This is a genomic window from Jeotgalicoccus sp. FSL K6-3177, from assembly GCF_038050175.1.
Lineage (GTDB): Bacteria > Bacillota > Bacilli > Staphylococcales > Salinicoccaceae > Jeotgalicoccus > Jeotgalicoccus nanhaiensis.
Map to the genome: position 1 here is coordinate 1,789,111 of NZ_JBBOSK010000001.1, position 26,226 is coordinate 1,815,336.

Consider the following 26,226-nt stretch of genomic DNA (forward strand, 5'->3'; position numbering starts at 1 on the left):
GATTAACGGATTGGGTCATGCACCGTAACCAGTTTTGTACCATCCCGAAAAGTAGCCTCCACCTGGATGTCATCAATCATTTCGGGTATCCCTGTCATAACGTCCTCACGTTTAAGTATTGTCGCTCCATATTCCATCAGTTCAGCGACGGTTTTACCATCTCTGGCGCCTTCTATTATTTCATAAGTAATTAATGCCATAGCTTCCGGATGGTTCAGCTTCAGCCCCCGTTCTCTGCGTCTTCGTGCAAGGTCGGCAGCCACTACTATCATCAGCTTTTCTTTCTCGCGTGGTGTTAACTGCATAAGTCATCCTCCTAGAATATAATATCGCACTCTACCTATAACCAATTTAAGATTTTTAAAACTATTTAGAATTCTTTTGATATAACTGATTCTGCTTAAATTTTTCATTAATAAATAAACCACGTCACAAAGTGCAACTATAGTATCCATTAACGTATACTTCTGTTTTTTAGAAATTTATAAAGATAAAATTATAAGTGTTCATTATTCGTTTTCATACAGTCTATGAAGGAGATAGCGGATCTCCAGAATAATTTTAAAATGAAATATATTTAAAAGTGAAATATAACAAAATCGTAGATATCAAAAGAGTAAATAGTAATCTAACGTTGGTTTAAAGCGATTCTTACTACAAACCTATTATATAATTATCCCCGGCTAAAGCAAGCGTAACACTATTAATTATTAATCCATTTTATATAACTTGAGAGATTTTAAAGCTTTATACAATAAAGACCCGTCAAAATTTTCGTTTTGGCGGGGTCTTGGTTAATCATTTTACGTTTAATTCATTAAAGAATTTAATTATTTTAGTATTCATATCATCCTGATTTTCAGTGTATAAGTACTGATGTCCTTCATTTTCATATGCAGTGAGCTCTACATCTTTATTTTCTTCTTTCATTCTTTCAAACATCTGGACCGATTCCGAATACGGTACTCTGACGTCGTTATGCGAGTGAAATATTTTAAGCGGGCAGCGTATTCTCTGAGTATTGTTCAGCGGTGCAATGCACTGCATGAACTCATCGTGCTCGCCGATAAAACCGTACTCATAAGAGCGCTGCTCCCGGCGCCAGGCCGGTGTGTTAGACAACAGGGTTGTAAAGTGCGAAATGCCGACAATATCGACAGCGCCTTTCCACAATTTCGGGAACTGGGTAATCAGCAGCAGTGTCATAAAACCGCCGTAGCTTCTTCCCATAATAAAAATATTGTCTTTATCAGCCTGATGTTTGTTAATTAAATGCTGCCGCAGTTCAACAACATCTTTTGCAGCATCCATGCGTTTCTCCTGGTTATCAAGACCGATATAAAATTTAGAATATCCCGTCGATCCTCTGATATTCGGCACCGCAATCTGATAACCTTCTTTATAGAGCTTATAATACAATTCATTAAATTCTGGGCGCGCCTGCGATTCCGGTCCGCCGTGCACGTGAATTGCGGTTGGTGCCTTCTCGTTCTGCTGATATAAATAATACGGTACATCGAGTCCGTCAAACGACGGATATGTCGAGTATGTTGTATTGATTTGAGTATCGATTTCCTCATTGCCGAATAATTTTTCTGTACTGCTGTCTGTTATATTAAATTCATACACTGCATGCGGTGTTGCCATATCCGAATACAGGACGTACAGCTTGTCATTAGAATTAGCCAGTGAGTGCACTACTCCGCAGCTTGAGAAATCAAGTGTTTCGAGGAGATCATTCTGAACATCATATTTAAAGAGTTTAGAAAAGCCTTTTTTATTCACTTCGAAAACAATATTATTTTTATCTTCAAGCACAATTACTTTCTGAATGTCCCATTTAAAATAAGTCAGTTTTTTAAATTCAAAAGTTTCTTTGTTTAATTTATATAAATTTAAATGGCCTTCCAAATAATCGCTCGTAAATAGAGCTTCCGCATCATTCAGTGAGCGGTAATTGCCAAACCGTCCTGCCGGCAGTTCTGTATCTGTTAATTCTCCTGTTTTTATATTAAAGAGAAAGATTTTTTTATCTAAATTATTTACAGCCTGGCTTATCAGTATATGATTATCATCGAATTCCCCAATAATCGAAGACGGTTCTTCAAATGAATTCAGGACTTTTTGCTGTCCGTCCGAATAGTTTATCAGCTCAAATATTTTACCTTCTTTATGGTTTCTCAAAAAGATAAAATTTCCATCCATATGTACACCGTAATGGTGATAATAATCGTCATCCGCCGTAAGCTGCACCTTTTCTTCTTTGTTAGTGTAAATCAGCTGCTCGCGTTCATTGCCTTTTAAATCTGTTGCCGTTAACAGTCCCCCGTCTGTAAACCAATAGTTTTTAACGTTCTCCTGCTCGTTTGTCACTTTGACATAACTCTTATTTTTTAAATTGTAGCTGTGCAGTTCACGTTTCCCCGTCTCATCTGAGATGACATATAAATTCTCTTCGCTTTTGTCCAATTTCAATGATAGATATTTAGTAAACTCCGTCACTTCGGCACCCTCTTTTAATTATGTAATCCTTATATATAAAAATACCCTAATCCTTAAAGAATTGTAAGGATTAGGGCTTAAATTAATAATTATTGCATATTAAAGTAATCTACAGCAATCTGCGTACCGACTTTAGCGTTGTTGTACACTAATTTAATGTTGGCTTCCAGAGATTTGCCTTCTGTTTTTTCGACAATTTTACCTAGCAGGAACGGTGTTGAATCTTTACCGCCGATGCCGTTTTCTTCAGCTTCTTTAACAGCTTCCATAACGATACCGTCGATATACTCTTTTGGCAGTTCATCGCTTTCTAAAATAGGGTTCGCAATTACTGTACCGCCTTCAAGTTTAAGATCGTGCTTCGCTTTAATAATTGCAGCGATGTCTTCAGTTGTTTCAGACACAGTGTTTAATTTAATATCACTTGTGCGTGTGAAGAATGCCGGCAGTACTTCCGTTTGATAGCCGATTACCGGTACACCTTTAGTTTCAAGATATTCCATCGTCTTATCAAGGTCTAAAATTGATTTAGCTCCAGCACAGATAACAGCGACATCAGTTTTCCCTAACTCGTCAAGGTCCGCTGAGATATCCATAGTTTCTTCCACACCGCGGTGAACACCGCCGATTCCGCCTGTAACGAAGAATTTAATGCCTGCCATTTCTGCACAAATCATCGTCGATGCCACTGTCGTTGCACCGATGCGTTTAGTCGCAATAATTTCTGCCAGGTCGCGGCGTGAAACTTTCGCTACACCTTCAGAGTTCCCAAGTTTTTCAAGTGAAGCTTCATCGAGACCAACTTTAATCTTGCCGTCCATAATAGCAATTGTTGCAGGAACTGCGCCGCCTTCGCGAACAATATCTTCTACTTTTTTAGCCATTTCAACGTTTTGTGGGTAAGGCATACCGTGAGAAATAATAGTTGATTCAAGTGCAATTACCGGTTTATTGCTTTCCAGCGCTTCTTTAACATCCGGGTGTAGTTCGATTAAATGATTCATTTTGCTTCCTCCATGTCTTTAATAAGTTGTTTTTCTGTTAAATCCTGACGTACGGTATATTCTGTCTCTATTGTCTTACTGCTGTTCATCATCGCCATCTTCACGACGTCATCGATTGGATAGCCCTTCAGCCAGCCGAACACGATAGCGCTGGAAAATGAATCTCCAGCCCCTGTGACGTCGACAACCTTGTCCGATGGAATTATGCTGTATATCTTACCGCCGTCGCTCTTACCGCTGTAAGCTATCGATTTGACGCCATTTGTAACAATAACGTGACTAACACCTGCTTCATTCCACATTCCTGCTGCTTTAAGCAGATCTTCATCGCTGTGAATTTTAATGTTAAAGTGTGCTTCTGTTTCGTCTCTGTTAACAATCAGCCAGTCGACTGCATTTAAATTATCCGGCATACGGTTCATTTTCGGTCCCGACACAGGTATCAGCACAAGATTAAGATCGTGCTTCTCTGCATAAGCACACAAGAAGTCAAGAGACACTTTCGGTGTGTTTAGATCTGCAATAATACATTTCGCACGCTTTAATATGTATGTCTGTTTAATCAGCACTTCCGGTGTCAGATAATCGTAGATGTTCATATCGGCAAAACCGTATTCCATCTCACCTTCATGACTGATTAATGCAGTATAGCAGCCTGTACTCTGTCCTGCAATATGCTCAGCAAAATCGAGATTGATAAACGGTGCAGTTAAATCGTGAATTGTTTTCCATTCACCATCATCGCCCCGTGTCGTAATCAGAGCAACGCTCTCTCCGAGTCGTCCAAGGTTCTCACCGATATTGCGCGCAACACCTCCGACTGAATGTGCAGACTGAATAGGATTCGAAGTACCGTGTATCAGCTGATCATGAACGAAGAATTTGCGATCCAGGTTAGCAGCGCCTATACAGACAATTGGATACTCTGCATTCAGTACATATGCCTGTCCCTGAATAAATTCTTTCTTCACAAGCTCGGATACAATCGCAGCCACAGAAGAATTAGTCAGACCTACTTTTTTAGCCAGTTCAGTTTGTGATATGAAAGGGTTATCTTTTATATGTTTTAAAACGTCATTTTCTTTAGGATGCATTGCTATCCTCCTAACTCACTTTTTACTGCTTTAAATTATATATGATTTAAGCAATAAAAACTTATTTTAACACAAAATAGAACAGTTTTTGTTAATAAGTCACATCATTTGTGAATTTTATGAGAATATTTTCACTAAATCTTATTTAAAAGCCATTTTAATTATATCCTGCATGACTCTTCATTACAAAAAACAAAAAAAGCACTGTGCCAACAGCACAGTGCTAAAGTATACCACCGGTCGGGATCGAACCGACACTCTCTTAACGAGAATTGGATTTTGAGTCCAACGCGTCTGCCAATTCCGCCACGGTGGCTCATTAAAAAAAAATACTAATTAGTCATCTAATTAGTTGAAAAATATAAAGCGGAAGATAGGATTTGAACCTATGTCTTGCTTCAGGAAGAAGCATGTTCTAAACACTAAACTACTTCCGCATGAAAGTATAGTTTAAGGCGCCAACCGGATTTGAACCGGTGATAGAGGATTTGCAGTCCTCTGCCTTACCACTTGGCTATGGCGCCAAAGGAAATCTATAAAAAAACTGGGCTGGAAGGATTCGAACCTTCGCGTCACGAGACCAAAACCCGTTGCCTTACCGCTTGGCTACAGCCCAAAAATGGGGCGGCTGATGGGGATCGAACCCACGCATGCCGGAACCACAATCCGGTGTGTTAACCACTTCACCACAACCGCCATTTTAATAAAATGCAGGGGTAGTAGGAATCGAACCCACATCAAAGGTTTTGGAGACCTCTATATTACCATTATACGATACCCCTATACTAATGGAAGGGGGCAGATTCGAACTGCCGAACCCGAAGGAGCGGATTTACAGTCCGCCGCGTTTAGCCACTTCGCTACCCTTCCGTAAAGAATGCCGGCCAGAGGACTTGAACCCCCAACCTACTGATTACAAGTCAGTTGCTCTACCAATTGAGCTAGGCCGGCTTAAATGGTGGTTCAGGACGGAATCGAACCGCCGACACTGTGAGCTTCAATCACATGCTCTACCAACTGAGCTACTAAACCACTATGTATAAAATTGTCAGATAAAAAATGGCGGTCCCGACGGGAATCGAACCCGCGATCTCCTGCGTGACAGGCAGGCATGTTAACCGCTACACCACGGGACCTAATATAAACTTGCATAAAAATAATTGCGGGAGAAGGATTCGAACCTCCGACCTCCGGGTTATGAGCCCGACGAGCTACCACTGCTCCATCCCGCGATAATATTATTAAATTAAAAATGGCGGAGGAAGAGGGATTCGAACCCCCGCGAGCCGTTAAGCCCCTGTCGGTTTTCAAGACCGATCCCTTCAGCCGAACTTGGGTATTCCTCCGCGATATTAAGTTTAAGCTATGGTGGACCTTGCAGGACTCGAACCTGCGACCCAACGGTTATGAGCCGTTTGCTCTGACCAACTGAGCTAAAGGTCCATCAAATGGTGGCGGCAGAGGGGATCGAACCCCCGACCTCACGGGTATGAACCGTACGCTCTAGCCAGCTGAGCTACGCCGCCGAGTTAAATTGATTATCACTATAACTTTGACTTTTTAAAATAATGGTGGAGACTAGCGGGATCGAACCGCTGACCTCCTGCGTGCAAGGCAGGCGCTCTCCCAGCTGAGCTAAGCCCCCATTATAACATTTATTTTTTTAAAAGAGTCGGGAAGACAGGATTCGAACCTGCGACCCCTTGGTCCCAAACCAAGTGCTCTACCAAGCTGAGCTACTTCCCGTTTCTATAAGCGCGCCCAAGAGGAGTCGAACCCCTAACCTTCTGATCCGTAGTCAGACGCTCTATCCAATTGAGCTATGGGCGCATTGCATTATTTAATTCAATATGGTGCCGAGGACCGGAATCGAACCGGTACGATAATCACTTATCGCAGGATTTTAAGTCCTGTGCGTCTGCCAGTTCCGCCACCCCGGCTTAAACTGGAGCGGAAGACGGGATTCGAACCCGCGACCCCCACCTTGGCAAGGTGATGTTCTACCACTGAACTACTTCCGCTGACTATACTATTAATAAATACTGTTTTAAAATGGTGCGGGTAAAGGGAGTCGAACCCCCACGCCGTGAAGCGCTAGATCCTAAGTCTAGTGCGTCTGCCAGTTCCGCCATACCCGCATATTTGAATGTGAGCCATGCAGGATTCGAACCTGCGACCCTCTGATTAAAAGTCAGATGCTCTACCAACTGAGCTAATGGCTCTTAGTTAAGAGATGGTGCCGGCCAGAGGACTTGAACCCCCAACCTACTGATTACAAGTCAGTTGCTCTACCAATTGAGCTAGGCCGGCACATGGTGGAGAATGACGGGTTCGAACCGCCGACCCTCTGCTTGTAAGGCAGATGCTCTCCCAGCTGAGCTAATTCTCCATGTAAGATACTATTATCTTATATTTCTATTAATAAATCAATCATTATTTAATTTTATTTCTAAAAAATATGTACAGCCTGGCAGCGTCCTACTCTTGCGGGACGTCAGTCCAACTACCATCGGCGCTGGAGAGCTTAACTGCTGTGTTCGACATGGGAACAGGTGTGGCCTCTCCGCCATCGCCGCCAGACTATTGAATGTCTGTACATTCAAAACCGGATAGAAGTATCGAGAAGAGTGAACGCACTCTTTAAATTTCTGGTCTTACTATTTGAATAAGTCATCGATGGATTAGTATTTGTCCGCTGAATGTGTTGCCACACTTACACGCCAAACCTATCAACCTCATAGTCTCTGAGGCATCTATTGGGGAAATCTCATCTTGAGGGGGGCTTCATGCTTAGATGCTTTCAGCATTTATCCCGTCCATACGTAGCTACCCAGCAATGCCGTTGGCACGACAACTGGTACACCAGTGGTATGTCCATCCCGGTCCTCTCGTACTAAGGACAGCGCCTCTCAAATTTCCTACGCCCACGACGGATAGGGACCGAACTGTCTCACGACGTTCTGAACCCAGCTCGCGTACCGCTTTAATGGGCGAACAGCCCAACCCTTGGGACCGACTACAGCCCCAGGATGCGATGAGCCGACATCGAGGTGCCAAACCTCCCCGTCGATGTGAACTCTTGGGGGAGATAAGCCTGTTATCCCCGGGGTAGCTTTTATCCGTTGAGCGATGGCCCTTCCATGCGGAACCACCGGATCACTAAGTCCGTCTTTCGACCCTGCTCGACTTGTAGGTCTCGCAGTCAAGCACCCTTATGCCTTTACACTCTGTGAATGATTTCCAACCATTCTGAGGGTACCTTTGAGCGCCTCCGTTACTCTTTAGGAGGCGACCGCCCCAGTCAAACTGTCCATCTGACACTGTCTCCCAGCCGGATCACGGCTGCGGGTTAGAATCTCAACCACACCAGGGTGGTATCCCACCAGTGCCTCCACATAGACTGACGTCCATGCTTCATTGGCTCCCACCTATCCTGTACAGGTGGAGTCAAGATTCAATATCAAATTACAGTAAAGCTCCACGGGGTCTTTCCGTCCTGTCGCGGGTAACCTGCATCTTCACAGGTACTATGATTTCACCGAGCCTCTCGTTGAGACAGTGCCCAAATCGTTACGCCTTTCGTGCGGGTCAGAACTTACCTGACAAGGAATTTCGCTACCTTAGGACCGTTATAGTTACGGCCGCCGTTTACTGGGGCTTCAATTCGTACCTTCGCTTACGCTAAGCACTCCTCTTAACCTTCCAGCACCGGGCAGGCGTCAGCCCCTATACGTCACCTTTCGGTTTGGCAGAGACCTGTGTTTTTGGTAAACAGTCGCTTGGGCCTATTCACTGCGGCTTATATTTCTATAAGCACCCCTTCTCCCGAAGTTACGGGGTCATTTTGCCGAGTTCCTTAACGAGAGTTCGCTCGCTCACCTTAGAATTCTCTTCCCAACTACCTGTGTCGGTTTACGGTACGGGCAGTCTGATTACTTGCTAGAAGCTTTTCTTGGCAGTGTGAGTCCGTATGCTTCGCCTACTATTTTCGGCTCCCCGTCAACACTCAGCCGTCACGCATGCCGGATTTGCCTGGCATGCAGCCTTGTGCCTTGGACGCGCTCTTCCTTCCGCGCGCTCATCTTTTCCTACTGCGTCACTCCATCACTCAAATGCAATCTAACTGGTACAGGAATTTCTACCTGTTGTCCATCGCCTACGCTTTTCGCCTCGGCTTAGGTCCCGACTTACCCAGAGCGGACGAGCCTACCTCTGGAAACCTTAGTCGTTCGGTGGACGGGATTCTCACCCGTCTTTCGCTACTCACACCGGCATTCTCACTTCTAAGCGCTCCACATGTCCTCCCGGTCATGCTTCGCCGCACTTAGAACGCTCTCCTACCATTAAAATAAATTTTAATCCACAGTTTCGGTAATATGTTTAGCCCCGGTACATTTTCGGCGCAGCGTCACTTGACTAGTGAGCTATTACGCACTCTTTAAATGATGGCTGCTTCTAAGCCAACATCCTAGTTGTCTGTGCAACGCCACATCCTTTTCCACTTAACATATATTTGGGGACCTTAACTGGTGGTCTGGGCTGTTTCCCTCTCGACAATGGACCTTATCACCCACTGTCTGACTCCCATACATCACATCTGTGGCATTCGGAGTTTGTCTGAACTCGGTAACCCGGGATGGGCCCCTCATCCAAACAGTGCTCTACCTCCACGATGCTAATATGAGGCTATACCTAAATATATTTCGGAGAGAACGAGCTATCTCCAGGTTCGATTGGAATTTCACCCCTACCCACAACTCATCCGGTCACTTTTCAACGTAAGTCGGTTCGGCCCTCCATTCAGTGTTACCTGAACTTCAGCCTGGTCATGGGTAGATCACCTGGTTTCGCGTCTACAAACATATACTCATTCGCCCTGTTCAGACTCGCTTTCGCTGCGGCTCCACATCTACTGCTTAACCTTGCATATATTCGTAACTCGCCGGTTCATTCTACAAAAGGCACGCCATCACCCTTTAACGGGCTCTGACTACTTGTAAGCGCACGGTTTCAGGTTCTATTTCACTCCCCTCCCGGGGTGCTTTTCACCTTTCCCTCACGGTACTGGTTCACTATCGGTTACCAAGGAGTATTTAGCCTTGGGAGATGGTCCTCCCGGATTCCGGCGGAATTCCTCGTGTTCCGCCGTACTCAGGATACATTCTAAATCTATCAACCTTTTAACTACGGGACTCTTACCCCCTGCGGTTGGCCTTCCCAGACCATTCGTCTAAGTCTTTAGATCCGTTGTGAATGTCCTACAACCCCAGCCGAAGCTGGTTTGGGCTCTTCCCCGTTCGCTCGCCGCTACTTAGGGAATCGATGTTTCTTTCTCTTCCTCTGGATACTAAGATGTTTCAGTTCTCCAGGTGTCCTCCAACAGCGCTATGTATTCACGCTGTGGTAATACCTCGCGGTATTGGGTTTCCCCATTCGGAAATCTCCGGTTCATAGCTTACTTACAGCTCCCCGAAGCATATCGGTGTTTGTTCCGTCCTTCATCGGCTCTTGGTACCTAGGCATCCGCCGTGCGCCCTTCACTACTTAATCGTAATGAAATTTGTGTGAGTGTATCTGATAGATACGTTTGCGTTCTCGCTTTCATTTCGTTTGCTCGATTTGAAATCGTTTTACTCTTCTCTTTACTTCTATACGGTTTTCAATGTACATAAATTCATAATATAAATGGTGGAGACTAGCGGGATCGAACCGCTGACCTCCTGCGTGCAAGGCAGGCGCTCTCCCAGCTGAGCTAAGCCCCCATATTGTATATTTAATGGTGGGCCTAGGTGGACTCGAACCACCGACCTCACGCTTATCAGGCGTGCGCTCTAACCAACTGAGCTATAGGCCCATTAAATAATGAATGAGTTATTATATTATAAATACGAGAATATCTCTATAAAGAAACATTCAAAACTGAATACAATATGTCTAACGCTTCCGAATTTCATCTCAAAGAGATGTCCGTAATATCCTTAGAAAGGAGGTGATCCAGCCGCACCTTCCGATACGGCTACCTTGTTACGACTTCACCCCAATTATCAATCCCACCTTTGACGGCTGCCTCCATAAAGGTTGGCCCACCGGCTTCAGGTGTTATCGACTTTCGTGGTGTGACGGGCGGTGTGTACAAGACCCGGGAACGTATTCACCGTAGCATGCTGATCTACGATTACTAGCGATTCCAGCTTCATGGAGTCGAGTTGCAGACTCCAATCCGAACTGAGAACAGTTTTATGGGATTCGCTTGGCCTCGCGGCGTCGCTGCCCTTTGTAACCTGTCCATTGTAGCACGTGTGTAGCCCAAATCATAAGGGGCATGATGATTTGACGTCGTCCCCACCTTCCTCCGGTTTGTCACCGGCAGTCAGTCTAGAGTGCCCAACTTAATGATGGCAACTAAACTTAAGGGTTGCGCTCGTTGCGGGACTTAACCCAACATCTCACGACACGAGCTGACGACAACCATGCACCACCTGTCACTCTGCCCCGAAGGGAAACCCTATCTCTAGGGCTGTCAGAGGATGTCAAGATTTGGTAAGGTTCTTCGCGTTGCTTCGAATTAAACCACATGCTCCACCGCTTGTGCGGGTCCCCGTCAATTCCTTTGAGTTTCAGCCTTGCGGCCGTACTCCCCAGGCGGAGTGCTTAATGCGTTAGCTGCAGCACTGAGGGGCGGAAACCCCCCAACACTTAGCACTCATCGTTTACGGCGTGGACTACCAGGGTATCTAATCCTGTTTGATCCCCACGCTTTCGCACCTCAGCGTCAGTTACAGACCAGAGAGCCGCCTTCGCCACTGGTGTTCCTCCATATCTCTGCGCATTTCACCGCTACACATGGAATTCCACTCTCCTCTTCTGTACTCAAGTAAAACAGTTTCCAATGACCCTCCCCGGTTGAGCCGGGGGCTTTCACATCAGACTTATTTTACCGCCTACGCGCGCTTTACGCCCAATAATTCCGGATAACGCTTGCCACCTACGTATTACCGCGGCTGCTGGCACGTAGTTAGCCGTGGCTTTCTGGTTAAGTACCGTCATCTCAAGGCCAGTTACTACCTCAAGTGTTCTTCCTTAACAACAGAGTTTTACGAGCCGAAACCCTTCATCACTCACGCGGCGTTGCTCCGTCAGACTTGCGTCCATTGCGGAAGATTCCCTACTGCTGCCTCCCGTAGGAGTCTGGGCCGTGTCTCAGTCCCAGTGTGGCCGATCACCCTCTCAGGTCGGCTATGCATCGTCGCCTTGGTGAGCCACTATCTCACCAACTAGCTAATGCACCGCAGGCCCATCCATGAGCGGCAGATAAATCCGCCTTTTAACTTAACTGCTTATGCAGGAAAGTCGTATCCGGTATTAGCTACCGTTTCCGGTAGTTATCCCAATCTCAAGGGTAGGTTGCCTACGTGTTACTCACCCGTCCGCCGCTCGATCATGAGGAGCAAGCTCCTCAATCTCGCGCTCGACTTGCATGTATTAGGCACGCCGCCAGCGTTCATCCTGAGCCAGGATCAAACTCTCCATGATTGGAGAACTTAAACTTAAGCTCTGTTGATACTGCTGACAGTATCTCGTTTGCGTTTCAATTGGTCGCCTCAATGTGTGCTCCTAGTTAATAGAAGACTTGTTTATTCGGAATTAAACGTTGACATATTGTCATTCAGTTTTCAATGTTCTTTGTGTAAAGCTTTGTGTTGTTTGCGTCAATCTCGTTGACTGCTCAATTATCTTAACATGTCTGTTTTTCAGATGCAACAGCTTTTTTAAGTTTTTGTTAAGTTTTTGTTACGTCGTGTTTGAAACGACTTTTCTATCTTAACACATTCAAGTTTTGAATGCAATAACTAATTTAAAGCGTTTGTTAAGTTTTTGTTGAGCCGTGTTTTGACGACTTTCATATCATACCACGTCTCGGTTACAGACGCAACAGCTTTTTTCAAAGTTGTTTTGTAAAGATATTTTTGTATGCGTCGTGTTTTGACGACTTTTATATCATATCAAGTATCTTTTGTTTCGTCAACACTATTTTCTAAATTAATTTAACATATTGTTTAGAAATGTTACAACTTCGTAACGAAGTGTTAAATACGCAAAATGAATACTTGATATATACTATCATATAAGCTTGAGAAAGTATAGAATAATTTTAGAGGTGACATAAATGAGAAAACCCGGCAATAAAATAATGCGTATACGCGGCTGGGCTCTTGCTATGATATTCATAGGTATGGCTGTAATGTACCTGGGTATATTCTTTCGTGAAACTCCATGGGCAATGATGATTTTCCTTGTCTTGGGAACACTGCCTATTATGCTCAGTTTCGTTATCTACTTCTGGGTCGGTATGATCAGTACACGCACAGTTACTGTCCAATGTCCGAACTGCGAACGTCATACGAAGATTCTCGGCAGAGTTGATTACTGTCAGCATTGTAAAGAGCCTTTAACATTAGATCAGGAACTTGAAGGCGAAGCGTTCACTACTGATTATAATGTTAAACACCGCAGAGAGAAGAAGATCGAAGAGATACGCAATAAAGAAAACGGTAAAGATTAAATAAAAATTCCCGGTGCGTCTCGCACCGGGAATTTTTATTGATGTTCTTTTTACATCCTTTATATAGAAGAAACTGGTTTTATCTGCACGAAGCACTTTCTTCATTTTTGCTGCATTCAGGACAGACACCGTATATTTCCAAACGGTGATGACTGACTTCGTAGTCTGTAACTAAACCTGCAAGATGCTCTACTTCTTCTAATGCCGGATATTGAAAATCCGTAATCTTACCGCATTCGCTGCAGATGATATGATAGTGCGGTACTGAGTTAAAATCGAATCTGCTCGATGAATCCCCGTAAGTCAGTTCTTTAACCAGACCCGTCTGTTTAAATAATTTTAAGTTATTATAAACTGTCGCGACGCTCATATTCGGAAAGTCGCTGGACAGAGCTTGAAATATATCATCGGCAGTCGGATGCACTTCACTTTCAACAAGATAATTGAGGACTGCTTTTCTTTGAGGTGTAATTCTCACACCTGTTTCTTTAAGCGCCTCAAGAGACTCTGTGAAATGGTCATGATGAGTATCTATCATCTTCATATGACTGATCCTTCCTTCTATTTATATATACCTAATATATACATTGTACTTTGAATGTAAAATCATTGTCAAACTATTATTAATAACCTTTATAATAATCTATAACATTCTTCATTTTTGACTTATCATTTATATGCTCAAGATTATATTTGAATATCTCAAACGCTCTGACATTATACATGCGGGTTTTCGCTGAGCAATGCGGAGTAATAGTCAAATTATTAAAAGTATACAGCGGGCTGTCTGCCGGCAGCGGTTCTTCATTAAATACATCTGATAAAACATGCGCAATGTATTTCTCTTCCAGCACTTCAAGCAGCACTTCGTCTGTCATTACAGTTCCTCTGCCGATGTTTAAAAATACCGCTTCATCTTTCATAACCTTAAATGTCTCTGTCTGAAGAAAGTTCGTTGTACTCGGTGTGCTCGGCAAAATATTAATCATGATATCGGCACTGCCGATCTGTGAATTCAGTTCACTGATTGGATAAGTCTGATCAAAGCCTTCTATAGAGCGGCCGTTTGTATTATATCCAGCTGTACGCACTCCGAAAATCTGCAGTGCTTTCGCAAGATGACTGCCGATACTCCCTGTTCCGAGAATATGAGCTTCTTTTCCATGTAATTCCTCTGAAAGTGAATAGTTAATCCATTCATTTTTATTTTGAGCTTCCTGCAGCTGGTTAAACTTCTTATAATATTGCAGGAGCATACCGACCGCAAATTCCGTCATCGGTATTTTATGAATACCCGTTGAATTTGTGACGAGCGCTTTATCAAAAATGTCTTTTGGAATTTCATCAATTCCCGCACTCATAACGTGGACCCAAATCAAATTCTCAAATTTTTCCGCTTCACCGTCAGTCAAATCACCGCCGTATGTAACGAAAACTTCAGTTCCAGCTTTTATTTCATCTGTCATATTTTCTTTTTCTACATATAAATAACTATGTTCTTTACCTATTTTTTCAATCATCTCTTCTTTTAATTTAACCGTTGAAGTAATCTTCATGCTGTCTACCCCTCTTTGAGAAATTTCTTCAGTTCTTCTGCGTGTTCGGATGCTTTTACTTTATCGAAACGTTTCAGAATGTTTGAATCTTCGTCTACTACGAACGTGGTACGGGTAATACCGTCAAATTCCTTGCCGAATGCTTTCTTCGGTCCGTACACTCCAAGCTCAGAAGATAATTTAAAATCCTCATCGACAAGAAGATCAAAATTTAAGCCGTGCTTTTCTATAAAATTCTGGTGTTTCTTCCTGCTGTCACCGCTTACTCCGTATACAGTCACACCTAGTTCATTCAAGTCCGCCATGCTGTCTCTCATATCACACGCCTGAGTAGTACATCCAGGTGTATTATCTTTTGGGTAAAAATAAATTACTGTCCGTCCTTTTAATGAATCATTAGATACGATTTCGCCATTCTGATTTTCTAGTTCAAACTTCGGAAATTTTTCCATTTATAAGTCATCCTTTTCATCATTAATTCGTCTGTAACTCTATAATACCCTTTCCTCCGGATACTTTAAACTATTCTACTTCCTTAAATATTTCCCCGATGTATGGTATTATATTGAATGAATAAAACTGACGAAAAGTAAGGATGAAATTATGTATAATCATACGAATTCAAAGAAACTGCAAATCGACGCTGAAGAAGTCATCTTAGGCGGCGTCAACTCACCATCAAGATCTTACAAGGCGGTAGGAGGCGGTGCGCCGCTGGTTATGGAAAGAGCTGAAGGTCCCTACTTCTTCGATGTCGACGGCAACAAATATATCGATTATCTTGCTGCGTACGGCCCGATTATTACAGGCCATGCTCACCCGAGAATCCACGAAGCAATTACCGAGCAGTCAAGTAAAGGTATTCTTTACGGAACCTCTACTCAGCTCGAGATAGATTTTGCACGTAAACTCCAAAAAGCGATTCCTTCTCTGGAACGTGTCCGCTTCGTCAACTCCGGAACAGAAGCAGTTATGACGACTATCCGTGTTGCACGTGCTTATACCGGGCGCAATAAAGTTATTAAATTTGAAGGCTGTTACCATGGTCATTCGGATCTTGTACTTGTCGCTGCAGGCAGCGGCCCATCCCAGCTTGGCACACCGGATTCTGCCGGCGTACCGAAAAGTGTTGCACAGGATGTAATTACCGTGCCTTTTAATAATATTGAAGATTTTAAAACAGCTGTCAGCCACTTCGGTGATGAAATTGCAGCGGTACTTGTTGAACCTATTGTCGGCAACTTCGGCATTGTTGAACCTGAAGAAGGATTTCTGCAGGCGGTAAATGATATTGCACACGAAAACGGTTCTCTCGTTATTTACGATGAGGTTATTACAGCCTTCCGCTTCAGTTACGGTTCTGCTTCTGACATAGTCGGAGTCACACCCGACCTAACTGCCATGGGCAAAATTATCGGCGGCGGCACTCCAATTGGCGCCTACGGCGGCAGACTTGATATTATGGAAAATGTTGCGCCCCTTGGTCCTGCATACCAGGCCGGGACAATGGCAGGTAACCCTCTGTCAATGGCAGCGGGAATCGCCTGTCTTGAAGTGCTTGAGCAGCCCGGAGTCTATGACGAACTTGACAGACTGGGTGCAAAACTCGAAGACGGTCTCAATGATTTAATCGATAAATATAATATTACAGCGAAAATCAACCGTTTAGTCGGTGCGCTGACGATTTACTTTACTGATGAAATTGTTACAAACTATAAACAGGCTGAGGAAAGCGACGGGGAAATTTTCGCGAAATTCTTCAGAGGACTCATCAGCCGGGGGATCAACATCGCGCCTTCTAAATACGAAGCATGGTTCTTAACAACGGAACACACGGATAAAGATATTGATGATACACTTGCTATAGTTGAAGATGTGTTCAAAAATGACCTTTAGGAGTTGGTGCCATGCGTTTTGGTGCTAGAGTATTAAAAACGGGTATAGCCGTTGTATTAACTTTTTTAATTACAAATCAAATTGGCTTAACACCGGCGCTTATTGCCGGAATAGCTGCCGTCAATGCACTGCAGCCTAATGTATACAGGTCTCTAGAAACGACCTGGAACCAATTCAGAGGTAATACCATCGGGGCAATGTCTGCAATTGTTATGGTGCTGCTTTTCGGCAGTAATGTACTGATTATTGGACTGACTGTAATTTTAGTACTTGCAATGCTTTTATTCTTTAAATTACAAAGTGTATCTACACTTGCAGTCATCACTGTTGTTGCAATAATGGATGTGCCTTTCGGCGCAGAGCTGGGCACAACAGATTTCCTCGTTACAGCAGGTACGCGTTTCTCTCTTGTAATGCTTGGTGTTCTCGTATCGCTTCTTGTAAATCTGGTCTTTATACCGCCGCGTTACGAAACCAAGATGTATCATAATTGTTTTAATATCGCTAATGATATTTTCAAATGGATGCGTCTTGAACTTAATTCGGTTACTGAATCACAGAATGTTAAAAAAGACCTCGAACAGCTGCAAAAACGGGTAACCAAACTGGAAACGATGTATTCCTGGTATAAGGAGGAACGCAATCTTCTTAAGAAACAGCGATTTAGCGATCACAGACGCAAAGTTTTGTTCAAACATTTAATTGCTTCAACGAGACAGGCCTACAATCTGCTGAAACGGATTAATCGCTACGAAAATGATTACAATCATCTGTCTGATGATTTAAAATATCATATCCGTATTGAAATGGATGAAATGATGGCCTATCATGAGCAAGTGTTCATGAAGTTTACTGAAAAAATTAAACCTGAAACTTCCGAGCTTTACGTCGAAGGTGCAAACTACTTTGACATGAGTTTAATGACTCATTTCCTCACCGACTATTCACAGCTCACGGATGAAGATGATAAACTTCAGTATGAGAATATACTGGAGATTATTACTTCAATGCATGAATACTCCCGCGCGATTGATCGTGTGGACAGACTGGCCAACAGTTTCTTCAGCTATCATACAGATAAAAACAAAATTGATATACAGGATGAAACTTTAGATATATAAAAAAACTGCGGAGACTATCTCCGCAGTTTTTTTATTGCCATCCATTATTCATATCAGCTTTTCCTTTGAATCTGCTCACATTTGGATTGCCTTTAACGATATACCGGTATAAATAATCGACAGCTTCTTCTTTATTATCAATACCGATGCGCTTAGTTTCTTCTATAGATGCAGGTTTTTGGCCTTCAAGCACGTGAAGTATCTCTCCGTTAATCTTTGCACCATTATGTTCAGCCCTTGTAATACCGAGTGCCTTTGTCAGTTTGCCGGGACCCGCAGTTAAATCCTTCTCTTTGCCGCGTCTCTTTTTCATTACGTCGATGCCGCAGTGCGGTTCAATTCCCCGAATCAGTATTCCTTCCGGACGATCTGTTGTCGTAACAAAGTTCATACAGTTGTGACCATGCATAGTATAAACATATATATGTCCGTACGGTTCAAACATCATGGCATTCTTTTTTGTAACTTTGCCGCTGAAAGTATGTGCTGCTCTATCATTTAAACCGAGATAAGCTTCAACTTCAGTAATATAGCCGCTCGTTATCTCTCCGTCTATTTCTGTAACAATTTCAACCCCGAGCAGCTGTTTGGCAGCTTCGAGAGTATTGTCGCTTAAAAAATCTATATTTAAATAAGTCATATAAGAATCAGTCCTTTACAGTCCCTGAATATCGTATAAGTTCCTGTATGCGCCGTTTTTCGCCATCAATTCAGTATGTGTACCCATTTCAGAAATCTGTCCGTTTTCAATGACTACAATTTTATCAGCATGAGTAACGGTCGACAGTCTGTGGGCAACAACCAGGGTAGTTCTGTCGGATGACAGCTGATCTAAAGTATCCTGAATGATACTTTCACTTTCAAGATCCAGTGCACTTGTTGCTTCGTCCAGAATGAGAATAGGCGGATTTTTAAGAAATACCCGTGCGATTGCGATACGCTGTTTCTGTCCGCCGGACAATTTAACACCGCGCTCGCCGACCGTTGTTTCATAGCCGTCTTCGAGATTCATAATGAATTCATGCGCATTGGCACGCTGTGCAGCCAGCAGCACTTCTTCATCTGTTGAATCCGGTTTGGCAAGGAGGATATTTTCTTTTATAGAGTCCGAAAATAATATGTTATCCTGCATAACAATACCGAGATTGTCTCTTAAAGAACGGACAGTAACATCTCTTATATCCTGACCGTCGATTTTAATGCTGCCTGCTGTGACATCATAAAATCTTGGGATTAGCGACACAAGCGATGATTTTCCTCCCCCGCTCATCCCGACAAATGCGACAGTCTGACCTACAGGAATATCCAGGTTAATATTTTTCAGGATATCATTATCATTTTCATCATATTTAAATGATACATTGTCGATTTCTATATGACCTTTAACTTCTTTAATCGGTTCAGCGTCTTCTTTGTCTTTTACGTCGTAAGGGACATCAAAGAGTCCGAATACACGGTCCATCGATGCGATACTCTGTGTCAGCGATGTCGATGATGATACCAGTCTGCGGAGCGGACCGTATAACCGTTCTAAATATGCGACAAATGCTGCCAGTACACCGACTGTTAAGTTTTCATTCAGCACAAGCAAAGTACCGTAGCCGATAACAATCAGCGGGCCGATATCGGTAATCGTATTAACTACCATAAAGCTGTAGGCTGTCCAGCGTGAATGATCCAGCGCTTTTGTCAGGAAATTATTATTTGTTTTATCAAATCTTTCTTCTTCATGAGTTTCTATTGCAAAGCTTTTTACAACGTTAATTCCCTGCACTCTTTCATGCAGAAAACCCTGGACTTCCGCAAGTGCCTGCGAACGGTTACGTGTCTTCGCTCTTAAGCGTCCGAAAAAGAACCAAACACCGAAAATGTAAAACGGGAAAATTAAAATTGATGCAAATGCGAGTTCTACATTTAAGTTGAACATAATAATCAAGGCGATAATAATTGTAACAAGGTCCAGCCAGACGTTCATCAGGCCGGTCATTATAAAGTCTTTTGTCTGCTCAACATCATTAATTACACGTGAGATAACTTCCCCGACTTTATTATTGGAGTAAAATTTCGCACTCAGCATCTGCAGGTGCCCGTATAATTTTTTTCTGATATCGTAAAGTATTTTGTTGCTCGTGCGCTGGGCTAAATATTGTCTGAAGAATTCTACCGGGGGTCTTACAACTACAAATACAACTGCAAAAACAAGAAGTATCTGTATAAGCATCGAAATGCGTTCATCGTACGCCAGACCGTCAGCAAGAATAATGCTGTCGATTGCATAGGCGACGAGTAAAGGAATAAGGAGCGGGATACCAAATTTCAGTACACCGATTAAAATCGTTAAACCGATAATACCGTAATACGGCTTAACGAATTGCATATAACGTCTGATCATCTATGAGTGTGCCTCCATTAAATTAGTAAAACCAATCAACGATATGCCGATTGGTTAATGTTCATTATTAAAACGATGGTGCCATACCTTTATAAAATCTGGAGCGAATGGTCCTTTTTTATGTTCTATCCACTGCTGGAGTTCATCGACCTGGTGTTTTAATATCTCGTCGATACTTTCTGGATAATTCATCTTGCTGCGGTGCACTTTGTATTCATCTTCATCAAGCAGATGATATTTGCCGTCCGGATATACTTTTATATCCAAATCGTAGTCGATATACTTAATCGCTTCATCATCGCAGGCATATGGTGAGGATAAGTTGCAGTAATAATAGACACCGTCATCTCTGAACATGCAGATAACATTAAACCAGAAATCTTTGTGAAAATAAACGATAGCGGGTTCTCTTGTCACCCATTTACGCCCGTCACTTTCTGTTACAAGTGTACGGTTATTTCCACCAATAACGACGTGATCCGTTCCTTTCAGAATCGTCGTTTCACTCCATACCCGGTGGATTTTACCATCATGTTTATAGCTTTGAATCCTCATTTTGCTTCCCTCTGCCGGGATGGATTCCATCACCATAATACTGCCACCACCTTTATTATTTACGTAAACAGTATAGCACAGCATCATGCGTTTTAAAAATTTACAGTTCGGAATCCGGTACTGTACTAATTAAGTTAACCATTTTCTGCATTGCAACACTCATTGGAAGTTTTTTCACATCTTTCAAGGGGATAAAGTTTTCATTATCATTCACTGTATAAACAATGTAGCCTTCCATGTACCAGATTTTATGTGTAAACACATGCTTATGACTGCCCACCGGTGCTCCCGGCTGACTGAGATGAATATTATATTTCTCTTCAATTGACTCTAAAGACGTATCCACATCGAATCTCGGCAGTTCATACATACCTTTTAATAAATCATCTTCCTGCTTGATTAAAAGAATTTCGTCTTTATCATTCAAAATAAAATAGACATTATAATAATACTCCTGCTTCGCTTTCTTTTTCTTTTTCAGCGGATACTGCATGACTTCGTTTGCTTTCAGCGCTTCGCAGTGGTCCTTTACCGGGCAGATGACACATTTAGGCGTACGCGGCGTACAAATAGTCGCTCCGAGTTCCATCAGCGCCTGATTAAAATCTCCTGCTTCAAGAGGCATATCTTTTTCTATAAAATGTTTAACATCTTTCTGTACACTTGCTTTAGTCATATCCCGTCCATCGCGGTTCAGCCTCGACATAACACGGAGCACGTTGCCGTCGACAGCGGCAAGAGCATTGTTAAATGCGATGCTTTGCACTGCTCCGCCGATGTACGGCCCGACACCTTTCAATTTAAAAAATTCTTCAGGACAATCCGGCACTTTTGAATCATATTTTTCCTGCACTTCCTGCACTGCATGCTGAAAGTTTCGGATTCTGTTGTAGTAGCCGAGCCCTTCCCAATCCTTCAGAAGAGCCTGCTCGTCTGCTTCTGCCAGAGCATCGAGACTCTCATATTTTGTTATAAATTTCTCATAATAGGGTATTACAGTAATGACTTGAGTCTGCTGAAGCATAACTTCGCTCAGCCAGATTTTAAAAGGATCGGAAGTCTCGCGCCACGGCAGTTCCCTTTTATTTGCGTGATACCAATTAAGTAATGTATTATTAAATACCGGTCTTTTAAACATTTAAAAACTCACCTTTTAAAATATATTTATAAATAAAATGCCGTATTGAAACGGAGTGACATTATGGATACATTAACACATACCTTAATGGGCGGTACGATTGTCGGTCTGGCCCATATCGATCCTTCAGTAGATCCTGTGTCTGCCGGATTTATTACGACCGCTGTCGGCGCATCACTGATTCCCGACCTCGACACTGTCCTAAAAATGAAAAATAATGCTGTATATATTAAAAATCACCGGGGGATTACTCACTCTCTCCCGTTTACTGTGCTTATCTGGCCGCTGACCCTCGCTGTATTAAGCAGCGTATTTTTCGGTCTTCCCTTTATCAATATGTACTTATGGTCGCTGTTTGCCGTCTCTCTCCATGTATTTTCGGATATTTTTAACGCCTACGGCACCCAGGCTCTCCGGCCGTTTAATCATACATGGCTGCAGCTCGGCTTTATAAATACCATCGATATTCCAATAATAGTCATGCATATCCTATACTTTATACTGTGGTTCTCCGGTTTTAACCCTGTCACACTGTTCGTTGTATTATACGCTGTGATGATTCTTTATTATATTGTACGGTTTATCTATCAGAGGTATTTAGTTAATAAAATTAAAGAACGGCTGCCGGATGATGAAATTACCCGTGTCTTCTGTCTGCCGACTATCCGCTTCAATGAATGGCGCGTCGTCGTCGTTGCAGAAAAAGCATACTATGTCGGCCGTACTTTTAAAGGCCAGGTGGTGTTTTATGACCGTTTTGAAAAAATCGGTCCGCTTGAAGGGGAATTATTTGAAGCGGTTAAAGATGATAAAAACTTTATATCATTTACCTTCTTCTCTTCAATATACAGATATGAAATTAAAGAAATCAGCAATGATACAGTGGAAGTCAGATATATCGATCTCAGATATTTAAAAGACGGACATTATCCTTTCGTTTGTATTATGCATCTCGACAAAGACGATTACGAAGTGCAGTCGAGCTATACCGGGTGGGTATACTCAGAAACTAAGCTGCAGCAGAAATTAGCCAATAATTAAATGACAGCATGCCTAGAATTCAGGCATGCTGTTTTTTTCATTGTATAATTGAATTTTCATTTTGTTATATGCTTCGAACATCCAAAGATATAAGATAGCCATCTGAGTGACGTAAAGCACATCAAAAGGCAGACGGTTAACAGTCCATGCCTGATGAATGGCATTATTCTGGAGTCCGTTAATCACATAATAAAATGGATTAAGACTGAAAATATTTTCAACCGCGGAAGGCAGCTGTTCCGGCAGATAAAATACCGGCACGATAAGCAGGACGATAACAAAAAGCACAGGATTTATTTTATTTGTATTGATGTGCATCGACACGCCTAAAAATAGCATTGTAAAAGGTATGACCAGAATCACACCGAGAAGGATATAATACAGCAGCGAGTATATATTCATCATCCAGTTATCAACAAAAAGCGCTGTAAAAGCACTGTACATAGTAATAAAAATCATAAACATAATCGTCTGGTAAATCATAGTCGGCAATATTCTTAAATACAGCGGTATATAATTTACTTTTAAAATGGAATCTTTAACGTATGCTTCATTTTTATTCAGAATTACCATGCTGAAGATCCACACTGCAGCCATAAAACCTACCGTTCCGTAGAGAACCCGGACCATAGTACTGTCTTCCATCGTCATAAAGCCGATAAAAAGAAGTATCAAGCCCGCAATGTAAATAAGCACAGGCGACAAGTTTAATAAAGTAAATCTGTCGGCCTGCCTGAATACGCGTCTAAGCAAGTATCTGACTCTGTAATTCATATCCGCGCACCTACCTTCTCAAATAATTCCAGTTATTTTGAACGCTGTCATAAATCATAAATCCTTCATCTACTCTGAAAATAGTAACTTCGCCTGACAGATTTAAATCTTCTGTAATGGTATTATTTTCAGCACCTTCAAATTCCATGGAGAATACTGTATCTCCGCTGAAATGGTAAGTAATCGGAATACCTGCCACACTGCCGTGATTTTCATCAAGAACATCAAATGTAATATTTTGTTCCAGGAATTCCCGTTCGCCATTTAAGTAATTTGAATAAAACAGATAATTATTCTGAATTACCGGACTTGTATACTCAAGCAGGGTCATAAAATCTTCTTCTGTATACAGACTTGCCGGGTTAAAGTACAGCACTTCATCACGTGTCACTGTTTTTTCAGAATCTCTGTATTTCACAGTATAATTTTCTTCGTCAGCAGCAGTCACTTCAAGGAGTGTATATTGCGGCAGCATCGTCCCGTCCATTTCAAGACCGTCTCTGTCAACGAATGCATATGATAATCTTTCTGATGTTACATCTTCATTTAAATTCTGCTGTTCTTCTGTGAAGGTGGGCGACTCTCCTATAAATGAAATATTCATAAATATCACGAGTGCTGACAGCACCATAATGAAGACCAATACGAGCGTGATAATGATTTTTCGGATGTTGATATTGTCGAGCACAGAAACCTGCTGTTTACCGAGACGTTTAAAGTTTTCACTGTAGCTCGCATCTTCATAAACATGCCTTTTCCATTCAAGATCAAATAAGGATTCCTGTTCTATATTTTTGACCATGCTTTTATCACGCAGATACTTGTTGTAAATTTCTACACCTTTTTCCACGCTGCCCTCAAAACGAATCTGTCCGTAGCTGACCCAGGTAAAATAATTTGCCATCTTTTCTATCGGTTCCAGCGAAGTTTCTAAAAGCAGCACACCTCTGCCGTTTTGTTCATGCATATTCACAATACTGCGGAACTTATCTACATCCTCAAGATGTTCATGAAAGTTAGTATAAATAATTATTTCAACATCAATCAGCCCGGATATTTCCAGCAGAATATGCGCCAGCTGCTTCCGGCTTAATTCCTTCAGCTTCTTACTCAGGTTATTACGGATTACAGGTTTGTTATGCAACAGTTCAATAGTCTTTCCTAATTCTTTTCCGCTTTTATATTCTACGAGCAATTCTTCGATAAAAGAATCCAGGCTGAATGGATTATTAATGTGATCCATCACATCGAGACTTAAAATACCACCGTGAGTTTTAACTTTTCCTGCAGTCGGAGTCAAAGTGCCGGACAGCACTTCTTTAATATAGTACAAAGTTTCGGTATCGCTTAAGAGGCCGAGTACTTCGCCTTCATATAAATGAATATTAATATTTTTAAGATGTATCGGTCCGGCTCTGCCAAGCATACGCTTTTTAAAATCTTTCGCTTCTTTGCTGTAAGACAAATCCAGCCCTTTTAACAAAATTTTATTTTTCATTATCTGACCTGTTTAGGAAGCTGCAGCATACTGACCGGAATAGCTGATTCTTTCTCATCACCATTCACGAAAAAGCCCCAGACAAATATTCCTTTCATATACTCCACTTTAAAATAATGATCTTCCTGGCTGATTACTTTATAAATTTTACCATTCTCAATTTGAGACAAATCAATCAGATAGCATTCCGCAATAATTACTTGGCGTTCCAGCACGCGGTATTCGTTTTCAACGCCCATCATTTCTGCACGTCTCATCGCTTCGCGTTTAGTTTGAATATAATGATTTAACTCTTTGCGAGTCATTTTACTTAAAGATTCATCCATCGTTTATTCCGCCTAACTTTTCACTGATTTTATCATAAGAATACCCTTTGCCCATCAAAGCAGCAATCATTTTCTGCTTAAGTTTAAATCCGCTTTCTTTTTTCTGATACTTATTATAATATTTTTCAAAATCTTTCTCAAAATAAGCATCTTCATCGTAATCATCATCAAAATTTATCAATTCAAAATGATGACCGCTATAACCGCGGAGTGTCAATTTTTCCCGCAGTTTCTGTTTAAACTGAGTATATGAGCCTCTGTGAGTGCGAAGGAATTTATTCTTTAATTTATTCATGCGTTCACTGTCGACCATTTCATCAAAAGATTCAGTTTCCTGCACGATGATGTCTTCTGGAATATGATGTTTTTTAAGCTCTCTCAGAAGATGGCCCGGCCCTTTGTCAGTCGTATTTAAGAGCGTATTTCTTAAGGACCGTGCATAATTTTCATCGTTGAGGTAACCTTCGTCCTGCAGACGATAAATTGTCTGTCTGACAATCTCCGTTTCATAATCCTCACTGAGATAATCAGTCATTTCTTTGTTGGAACGGATTTTATAACTGATATATTTAATCGCAGCAACATAAGCCTGATCGTACTGGATATTTTGAACAATCTCGTTAAATTCTTCTTCTTCCAGCTCTTTTCCCGGTATCAGTACATAGCGCACAAGCGATTCCTCATGCACTTTTATAGACTGTCCGTCATCGAATAAAACATCGTACATTTCCCGCTTCAGTTTTACAATGCGTTTAATTTTCATTAA

Annotated in this window: 19 protein-coding genes, 25 tRNA genes and 3 rRNA genes; 4 read left to right on the forward strand and 43 right to left on the reverse strand. The window is 42.2% G+C overall.

Features of this window, described 5'->3' with window-relative positions; translation table 11 throughout:
- Positions 1 to 2: 2 nt before the first annotated feature.
- The 32 genes from MHH58_RS08950 to MHH58_RS09105 all read right to left on the reverse strand — a co-directional run bounded on the left by MHH58_RS08950 (position 3) and on the right by MHH58_RS09105 (position 12,133).
- Positions 3 to 305: an urease subunit gamma gene (locus MHH58_RS08950; protein ID WP_341345712.1), complete on the reverse strand. Its 303-nt coding sequence runs from the start codon at positions 303 to 305 to the stop codon at positions 3 to 5.
- A gap of 493 nt (positions 306 to 798) precedes the next feature.
- Positions 799 to 2,502 carry an alpha/beta hydrolase family protein gene (locus MHH58_RS08955; protein WP_341345713.1) on the reverse strand — a complete coding sequence of 568 codons (1,704 nt, stop codon included), beginning with the start codon at positions 2,500 to 2,502 and terminating at the stop codon, positions 799 to 801.
- 89 nt (positions 2,503 to 2,591) lie between these two features.
- Positions 2,592 to 3,506: a pseudouridine-5'-phosphate glycosidase gene (locus tag MHH58_RS08960; protein ID WP_135099071.1), complete on the reverse strand. Its 915-nt coding sequence runs from the start codon at positions 3,504 to 3,506 to the stop codon at positions 2,592 to 2,594.
- Positions 3,503 to 4,600 (reverse strand): carbohydrate kinase, encoded by a 1,098-nt coding sequence (locus MHH58_RS08965; protein ID WP_341345714.1) that lies wholly within the window; start codon positions 4,598 to 4,600, stop codon positions 3,503 to 3,505. The genes MHH58_RS08960 and MHH58_RS08965 overlap by 4 nt, the downstream gene beginning before the upstream one ends.
- A 231-nt stretch (positions 4,601 to 4,831) precedes the next feature.
- Positions 4,832 to 4,916, reverse strand: a tRNA-Leu gene (locus MHH58_RS08970).
- Positions 4,917 to 4,965: 49 nt separating this feature from the next.
- Positions 4,966 to 5,037, reverse strand: a tRNA-OTHER gene (locus tag MHH58_RS08975).
- A gap of 16 nt (positions 5,038 to 5,053) precedes the next feature.
- Positions 5,054 to 5,124: transfer RNA gene (locus MHH58_RS08980), tRNA-Cys, on the reverse strand.
- A 20-nt stretch (positions 5,125 to 5,144) separates the two neighbouring features.
- Positions 5,145 to 5,216 (reverse strand) — tRNA-Gln (locus tag MHH58_RS08985).
- Positions 5,217 to 5,220: 4 nt separating this feature from the next.
- Positions 5,221 to 5,296, reverse strand: a tRNA-His gene (locus MHH58_RS08990).
- A gap of 15 nt (positions 5,297 to 5,311) precedes the next feature.
- Positions 5,312 to 5,382 (reverse strand) — tRNA-Trp (locus tag MHH58_RS08995).
- A gap of 7 nt (positions 5,383 to 5,389) precedes the next feature.
- A tRNA-Tyr gene (locus MHH58_RS09000) sits at positions 5,390 to 5,470 on the reverse strand.
- An 8-nt stretch (positions 5,471 to 5,478) separates the two neighbouring features.
- Positions 5,479 to 5,551, reverse strand: a tRNA-Thr gene (locus MHH58_RS09005).
- A gap of 5 nt (positions 5,552 to 5,556) precedes the next feature.
- Positions 5,557 to 5,632 (reverse strand) — tRNA-Phe (locus tag MHH58_RS09010).
- A gap of 28 nt (positions 5,633 to 5,660) precedes the next feature.
- Positions 5,661 to 5,736: transfer RNA gene (locus MHH58_RS09015), tRNA-Asp, on the reverse strand.
- Between the two features lie 24 nt (positions 5,737 to 5,760).
- Positions 5,761 to 5,832: transfer RNA gene (locus MHH58_RS09020), tRNA-Met, on the reverse strand.
- A gap of 21 nt (positions 5,833 to 5,853) precedes the next feature.
- Positions 5,854 to 5,946: transfer RNA gene (locus MHH58_RS09025), tRNA-Ser, on the reverse strand.
- 20 nt (positions 5,947 to 5,966) lie between these two features.
- A tRNA-Ile gene (locus tag MHH58_RS09030) sits at positions 5,967 to 6,043 on the reverse strand.
- Between the two features lie 6 nt (positions 6,044 to 6,049).
- Positions 6,050 to 6,126, reverse strand: a tRNA-Met gene (locus MHH58_RS09035).
- Positions 6,127 to 6,169: 43 nt separating this feature from the next.
- Positions 6,170 to 6,245, reverse strand: a tRNA-Ala gene (locus MHH58_RS09040).
- 27 nt (positions 6,246 to 6,272) lie between these two features.
- Positions 6,273 to 6,346 (reverse strand) — tRNA-Pro (locus MHH58_RS09045).
- 10 nt (positions 6,347 to 6,356) lie between these two features.
- Positions 6,357 to 6,430: transfer RNA gene (locus tag MHH58_RS09050), tRNA-Arg, on the reverse strand.
- 21 nt (positions 6,431 to 6,451) lie between these two features.
- Positions 6,452 to 6,540, reverse strand: a tRNA-Leu gene (locus MHH58_RS09055).
- A 6-nt stretch (positions 6,541 to 6,546) separates the two neighbouring features.
- A tRNA-Gly gene (locus tag MHH58_RS09060) sits at positions 6,547 to 6,621 on the reverse strand.
- Between the two features lie 32 nt (positions 6,622 to 6,653).
- Positions 6,654 to 6,738, reverse strand: a tRNA-Leu gene (locus MHH58_RS09065).
- A gap of 11 nt (positions 6,739 to 6,749) precedes the next feature.
- Positions 6,750 to 6,822: transfer RNA gene (locus MHH58_RS09070), tRNA-Lys, on the reverse strand.
- Between the two features lie 12 nt (positions 6,823 to 6,834).
- Positions 6,835 to 6,910 (reverse strand) — tRNA-Thr (locus MHH58_RS09075).
- 3 nt (positions 6,911 to 6,913) lie between these two features.
- A tRNA-Val gene (locus tag MHH58_RS09080) sits at positions 6,914 to 6,989 on the reverse strand.
- Positions 6,990 to 7,065: 76 nt separating this feature from the next.
- Positions 7,066 to 7,180: ribosomal RNA gene (rrf, locus tag MHH58_RS09085) — 5S ribosomal RNA — on the reverse strand.
- A gap of 81 nt (positions 7,181 to 7,261) precedes the next feature.
- Positions 7,262 to 10,150: ribosomal RNA gene (locus MHH58_RS09090) — 23S ribosomal RNA — on the reverse strand.
- Between the two features lie 136 nt (positions 10,151 to 10,286).
- Positions 10,287 to 10,362: transfer RNA gene (locus MHH58_RS09095), tRNA-Ala, on the reverse strand.
- Positions 10,363 to 10,377: 15 nt separating this feature from the next.
- A tRNA-Ile gene (locus MHH58_RS09100) sits at positions 10,378 to 10,454 on the reverse strand.
- Between the two features lie 128 nt (positions 10,455 to 10,582).
- Positions 10,583 to 12,133: ribosomal RNA gene (locus MHH58_RS09105) — 16S ribosomal RNA — on the reverse strand.
- Together the 16S, 23S and 5S rRNA genes with 25 tRNA genes alongside form the textbook arrangement of a ribosomal RNA operon.
- Before the next feature lie 634 nt (positions 12,134 to 12,767).
- On the opposite strand from MHH58_RS09105, the gene MHH58_RS09110 reads away from it, so the two are divergent.
- On the forward strand, positions 12,768 to 13,163 hold the full coding sequence (locus tag MHH58_RS09110) for a DUF2614 family zinc ribbon-containing protein (RefSeq protein ID WP_135099324.1): 396 nt from the start codon (positions 12,768 to 12,770) through the stop codon (positions 13,161 to 13,163).
- A gap of 79 nt (positions 13,164 to 13,242) precedes the next feature.
- On the opposite strand, the gene perR is transcribed toward MHH58_RS09110, so the two are convergent.
- From perR to bcp, 3 genes are all read right to left on the reverse strand, one after another.
- The gene (gene perR / locus MHH58_RS09115) at positions 13,243 to 13,701 is read right to left on the reverse strand and encodes a peroxide-responsive transcriptional repressor PerR (protein WP_369892035.1); all 459 of its coding nucleotides are present in this window, start codon (positions 13,699 to 13,701) and stop codon (positions 13,243 to 13,245) included.
- Between the two features lie 85 nt (positions 13,702 to 13,786).
- Positions 13,787 to 14,719 (reverse strand): D-2-hydroxyacid dehydrogenase, encoded by a 933-nt coding sequence (locus tag MHH58_RS09120; RefSeq protein ID WP_341345716.1) that lies wholly within the window; start codon positions 14,717 to 14,719, stop codon positions 13,787 to 13,789.
- A 5-nt stretch (positions 14,720 to 14,724) separates the two neighbouring features.
- Positions 14,725 to 15,171 (reverse strand): thioredoxin-dependent thiol peroxidase, encoded by a 447-nt coding sequence (bcp, locus tag MHH58_RS09125; protein ID WP_135099320.1) that lies wholly within the window; start codon positions 15,169 to 15,171, stop codon positions 14,725 to 14,727.
- A gap of 151 nt (positions 15,172 to 15,322) precedes the next feature.
- Between bcp and MHH58_RS09130 the strand changes: the two genes are divergently transcribed.
- On the forward strand, positions 15,323 to 16,615 hold the full coding sequence (locus MHH58_RS09130; RefSeq protein ID WP_341345717.1) for a glutamate-1-semialdehyde 2,1-aminomutase: 1,293 nt from the start codon (positions 15,323 to 15,325) through the stop codon (positions 16,613 to 16,615).
- Between the two features lie 11 nt (positions 16,616 to 16,626).
- Positions 16,627 to 17,736: an FUSC family protein gene (locus tag MHH58_RS09135; protein WP_135099316.1), complete on the forward strand. Its 1,110-nt coding sequence runs from the start codon at positions 16,627 to 16,629 to the stop codon at positions 17,734 to 17,736.
- A 31-nt stretch (positions 17,737 to 17,767) separates the two neighbouring features.
- Here the strand turns inward: MHH58_RS09135 and MHH58_RS09140 are convergent, their stop codons facing one another.
- The 4 genes from MHH58_RS09140 to mutY all read right to left on the reverse strand — a co-directional run bounded on the left by MHH58_RS09140 (position 17,768) and on the right by mutY (position 21,821).
- Complete coding sequence (locus tag MHH58_RS09140) at positions 17,768 to 18,376, reverse strand: DNA-3-methyladenine glycosylase (protein WP_341345718.1); 609 nt, start codon at positions 18,374 to 18,376, stop codon at positions 17,768 to 17,770.
- A gap of 15 nt (positions 18,377 to 18,391) precedes the next feature.
- On the reverse strand, positions 18,392 to 20,128 hold the full coding sequence (locus MHH58_RS09145; protein WP_135099314.1) for an ABC transporter ATP-binding protein: 1,737 nt from the start codon (positions 20,126 to 20,128) through the stop codon (positions 18,392 to 18,394).
- 54 nt (positions 20,129 to 20,182) lie between these two features.
- A complete protein-coding gene (gene ntdP, locus MHH58_RS09150) occupies positions 20,183 to 20,719 on the reverse strand; it encodes a nucleoside tri-diphosphate phosphatase (protein WP_135099312.1) in 537 nt (178 codons plus the stop codon).
- Between the two features lie 64 nt (positions 20,720 to 20,783).
- Positions 20,784 to 21,821: an A/G-specific adenine glycosylase gene (gene mutY, locus MHH58_RS09155; protein WP_341345719.1), complete on the reverse strand. Its 1,038-nt coding sequence runs from the start codon at positions 21,819 to 21,821 to the stop codon at positions 20,784 to 20,786.
- 63 nt (positions 21,822 to 21,884) lie between these two features.
- On the opposite strand from mutY, the gene MHH58_RS09160 reads away from it, so the two are divergent.
- Positions 21,885 to 22,862, forward strand: a complete 978-nt coding sequence (locus tag MHH58_RS09160; RefSeq protein WP_135099308.1) for a metal-dependent hydrolase — start codon at positions 21,885 to 21,887, stop codon at positions 22,860 to 22,862.
- 12 nt (positions 22,863 to 22,874) lie between these two features.
- Here MHH58_RS09160 and MHH58_RS09165 read toward each other — a convergent pair whose 3' ends face one another.
- The 4 genes from MHH58_RS09165 to MHH58_RS09180 are packed head-to-tail and all read right to left on the reverse strand — an operon-like array spanning position 22,875 to position 26,223.
- On the reverse strand, positions 22,875 to 23,636 hold the full coding sequence (locus MHH58_RS09165; protein ID WP_135099306.1) for an ABC transporter permease: 762 nt from the start codon (positions 23,634 to 23,636) through the stop codon (positions 22,875 to 22,877).
- Between the two features lie 10 nt (positions 23,637 to 23,646).
- Positions 23,647 to 25,134, reverse strand: a complete 1,488-nt coding sequence (locus MHH58_RS09170; protein ID WP_135099304.1) for a hypothetical protein — start codon at positions 25,132 to 25,134, stop codon at positions 23,647 to 23,649.
- On the reverse strand, positions 25,134 to 25,460 hold the full coding sequence (locus tag MHH58_RS09175; protein ID WP_115885491.1) for a DUF1811 family protein: 327 nt from the start codon (positions 25,458 to 25,460) through the stop codon (positions 25,134 to 25,136). The genes MHH58_RS09170 and MHH58_RS09175 overlap by 1 nt, the downstream gene beginning before the upstream one ends.
- Positions 25,453 to 26,223 (reverse strand): RecX family transcriptional regulator, encoded by a 771-nt coding sequence (locus MHH58_RS09180; RefSeq protein ID WP_135099302.1) that lies wholly within the window; start codon positions 26,221 to 26,223, stop codon positions 25,453 to 25,455. The genes MHH58_RS09175 and MHH58_RS09180 overlap by 8 nt, the downstream gene beginning before the upstream one ends.
- Between the last annotated feature and the right edge of the window lie 3 nt (positions 26,224 to 26,226).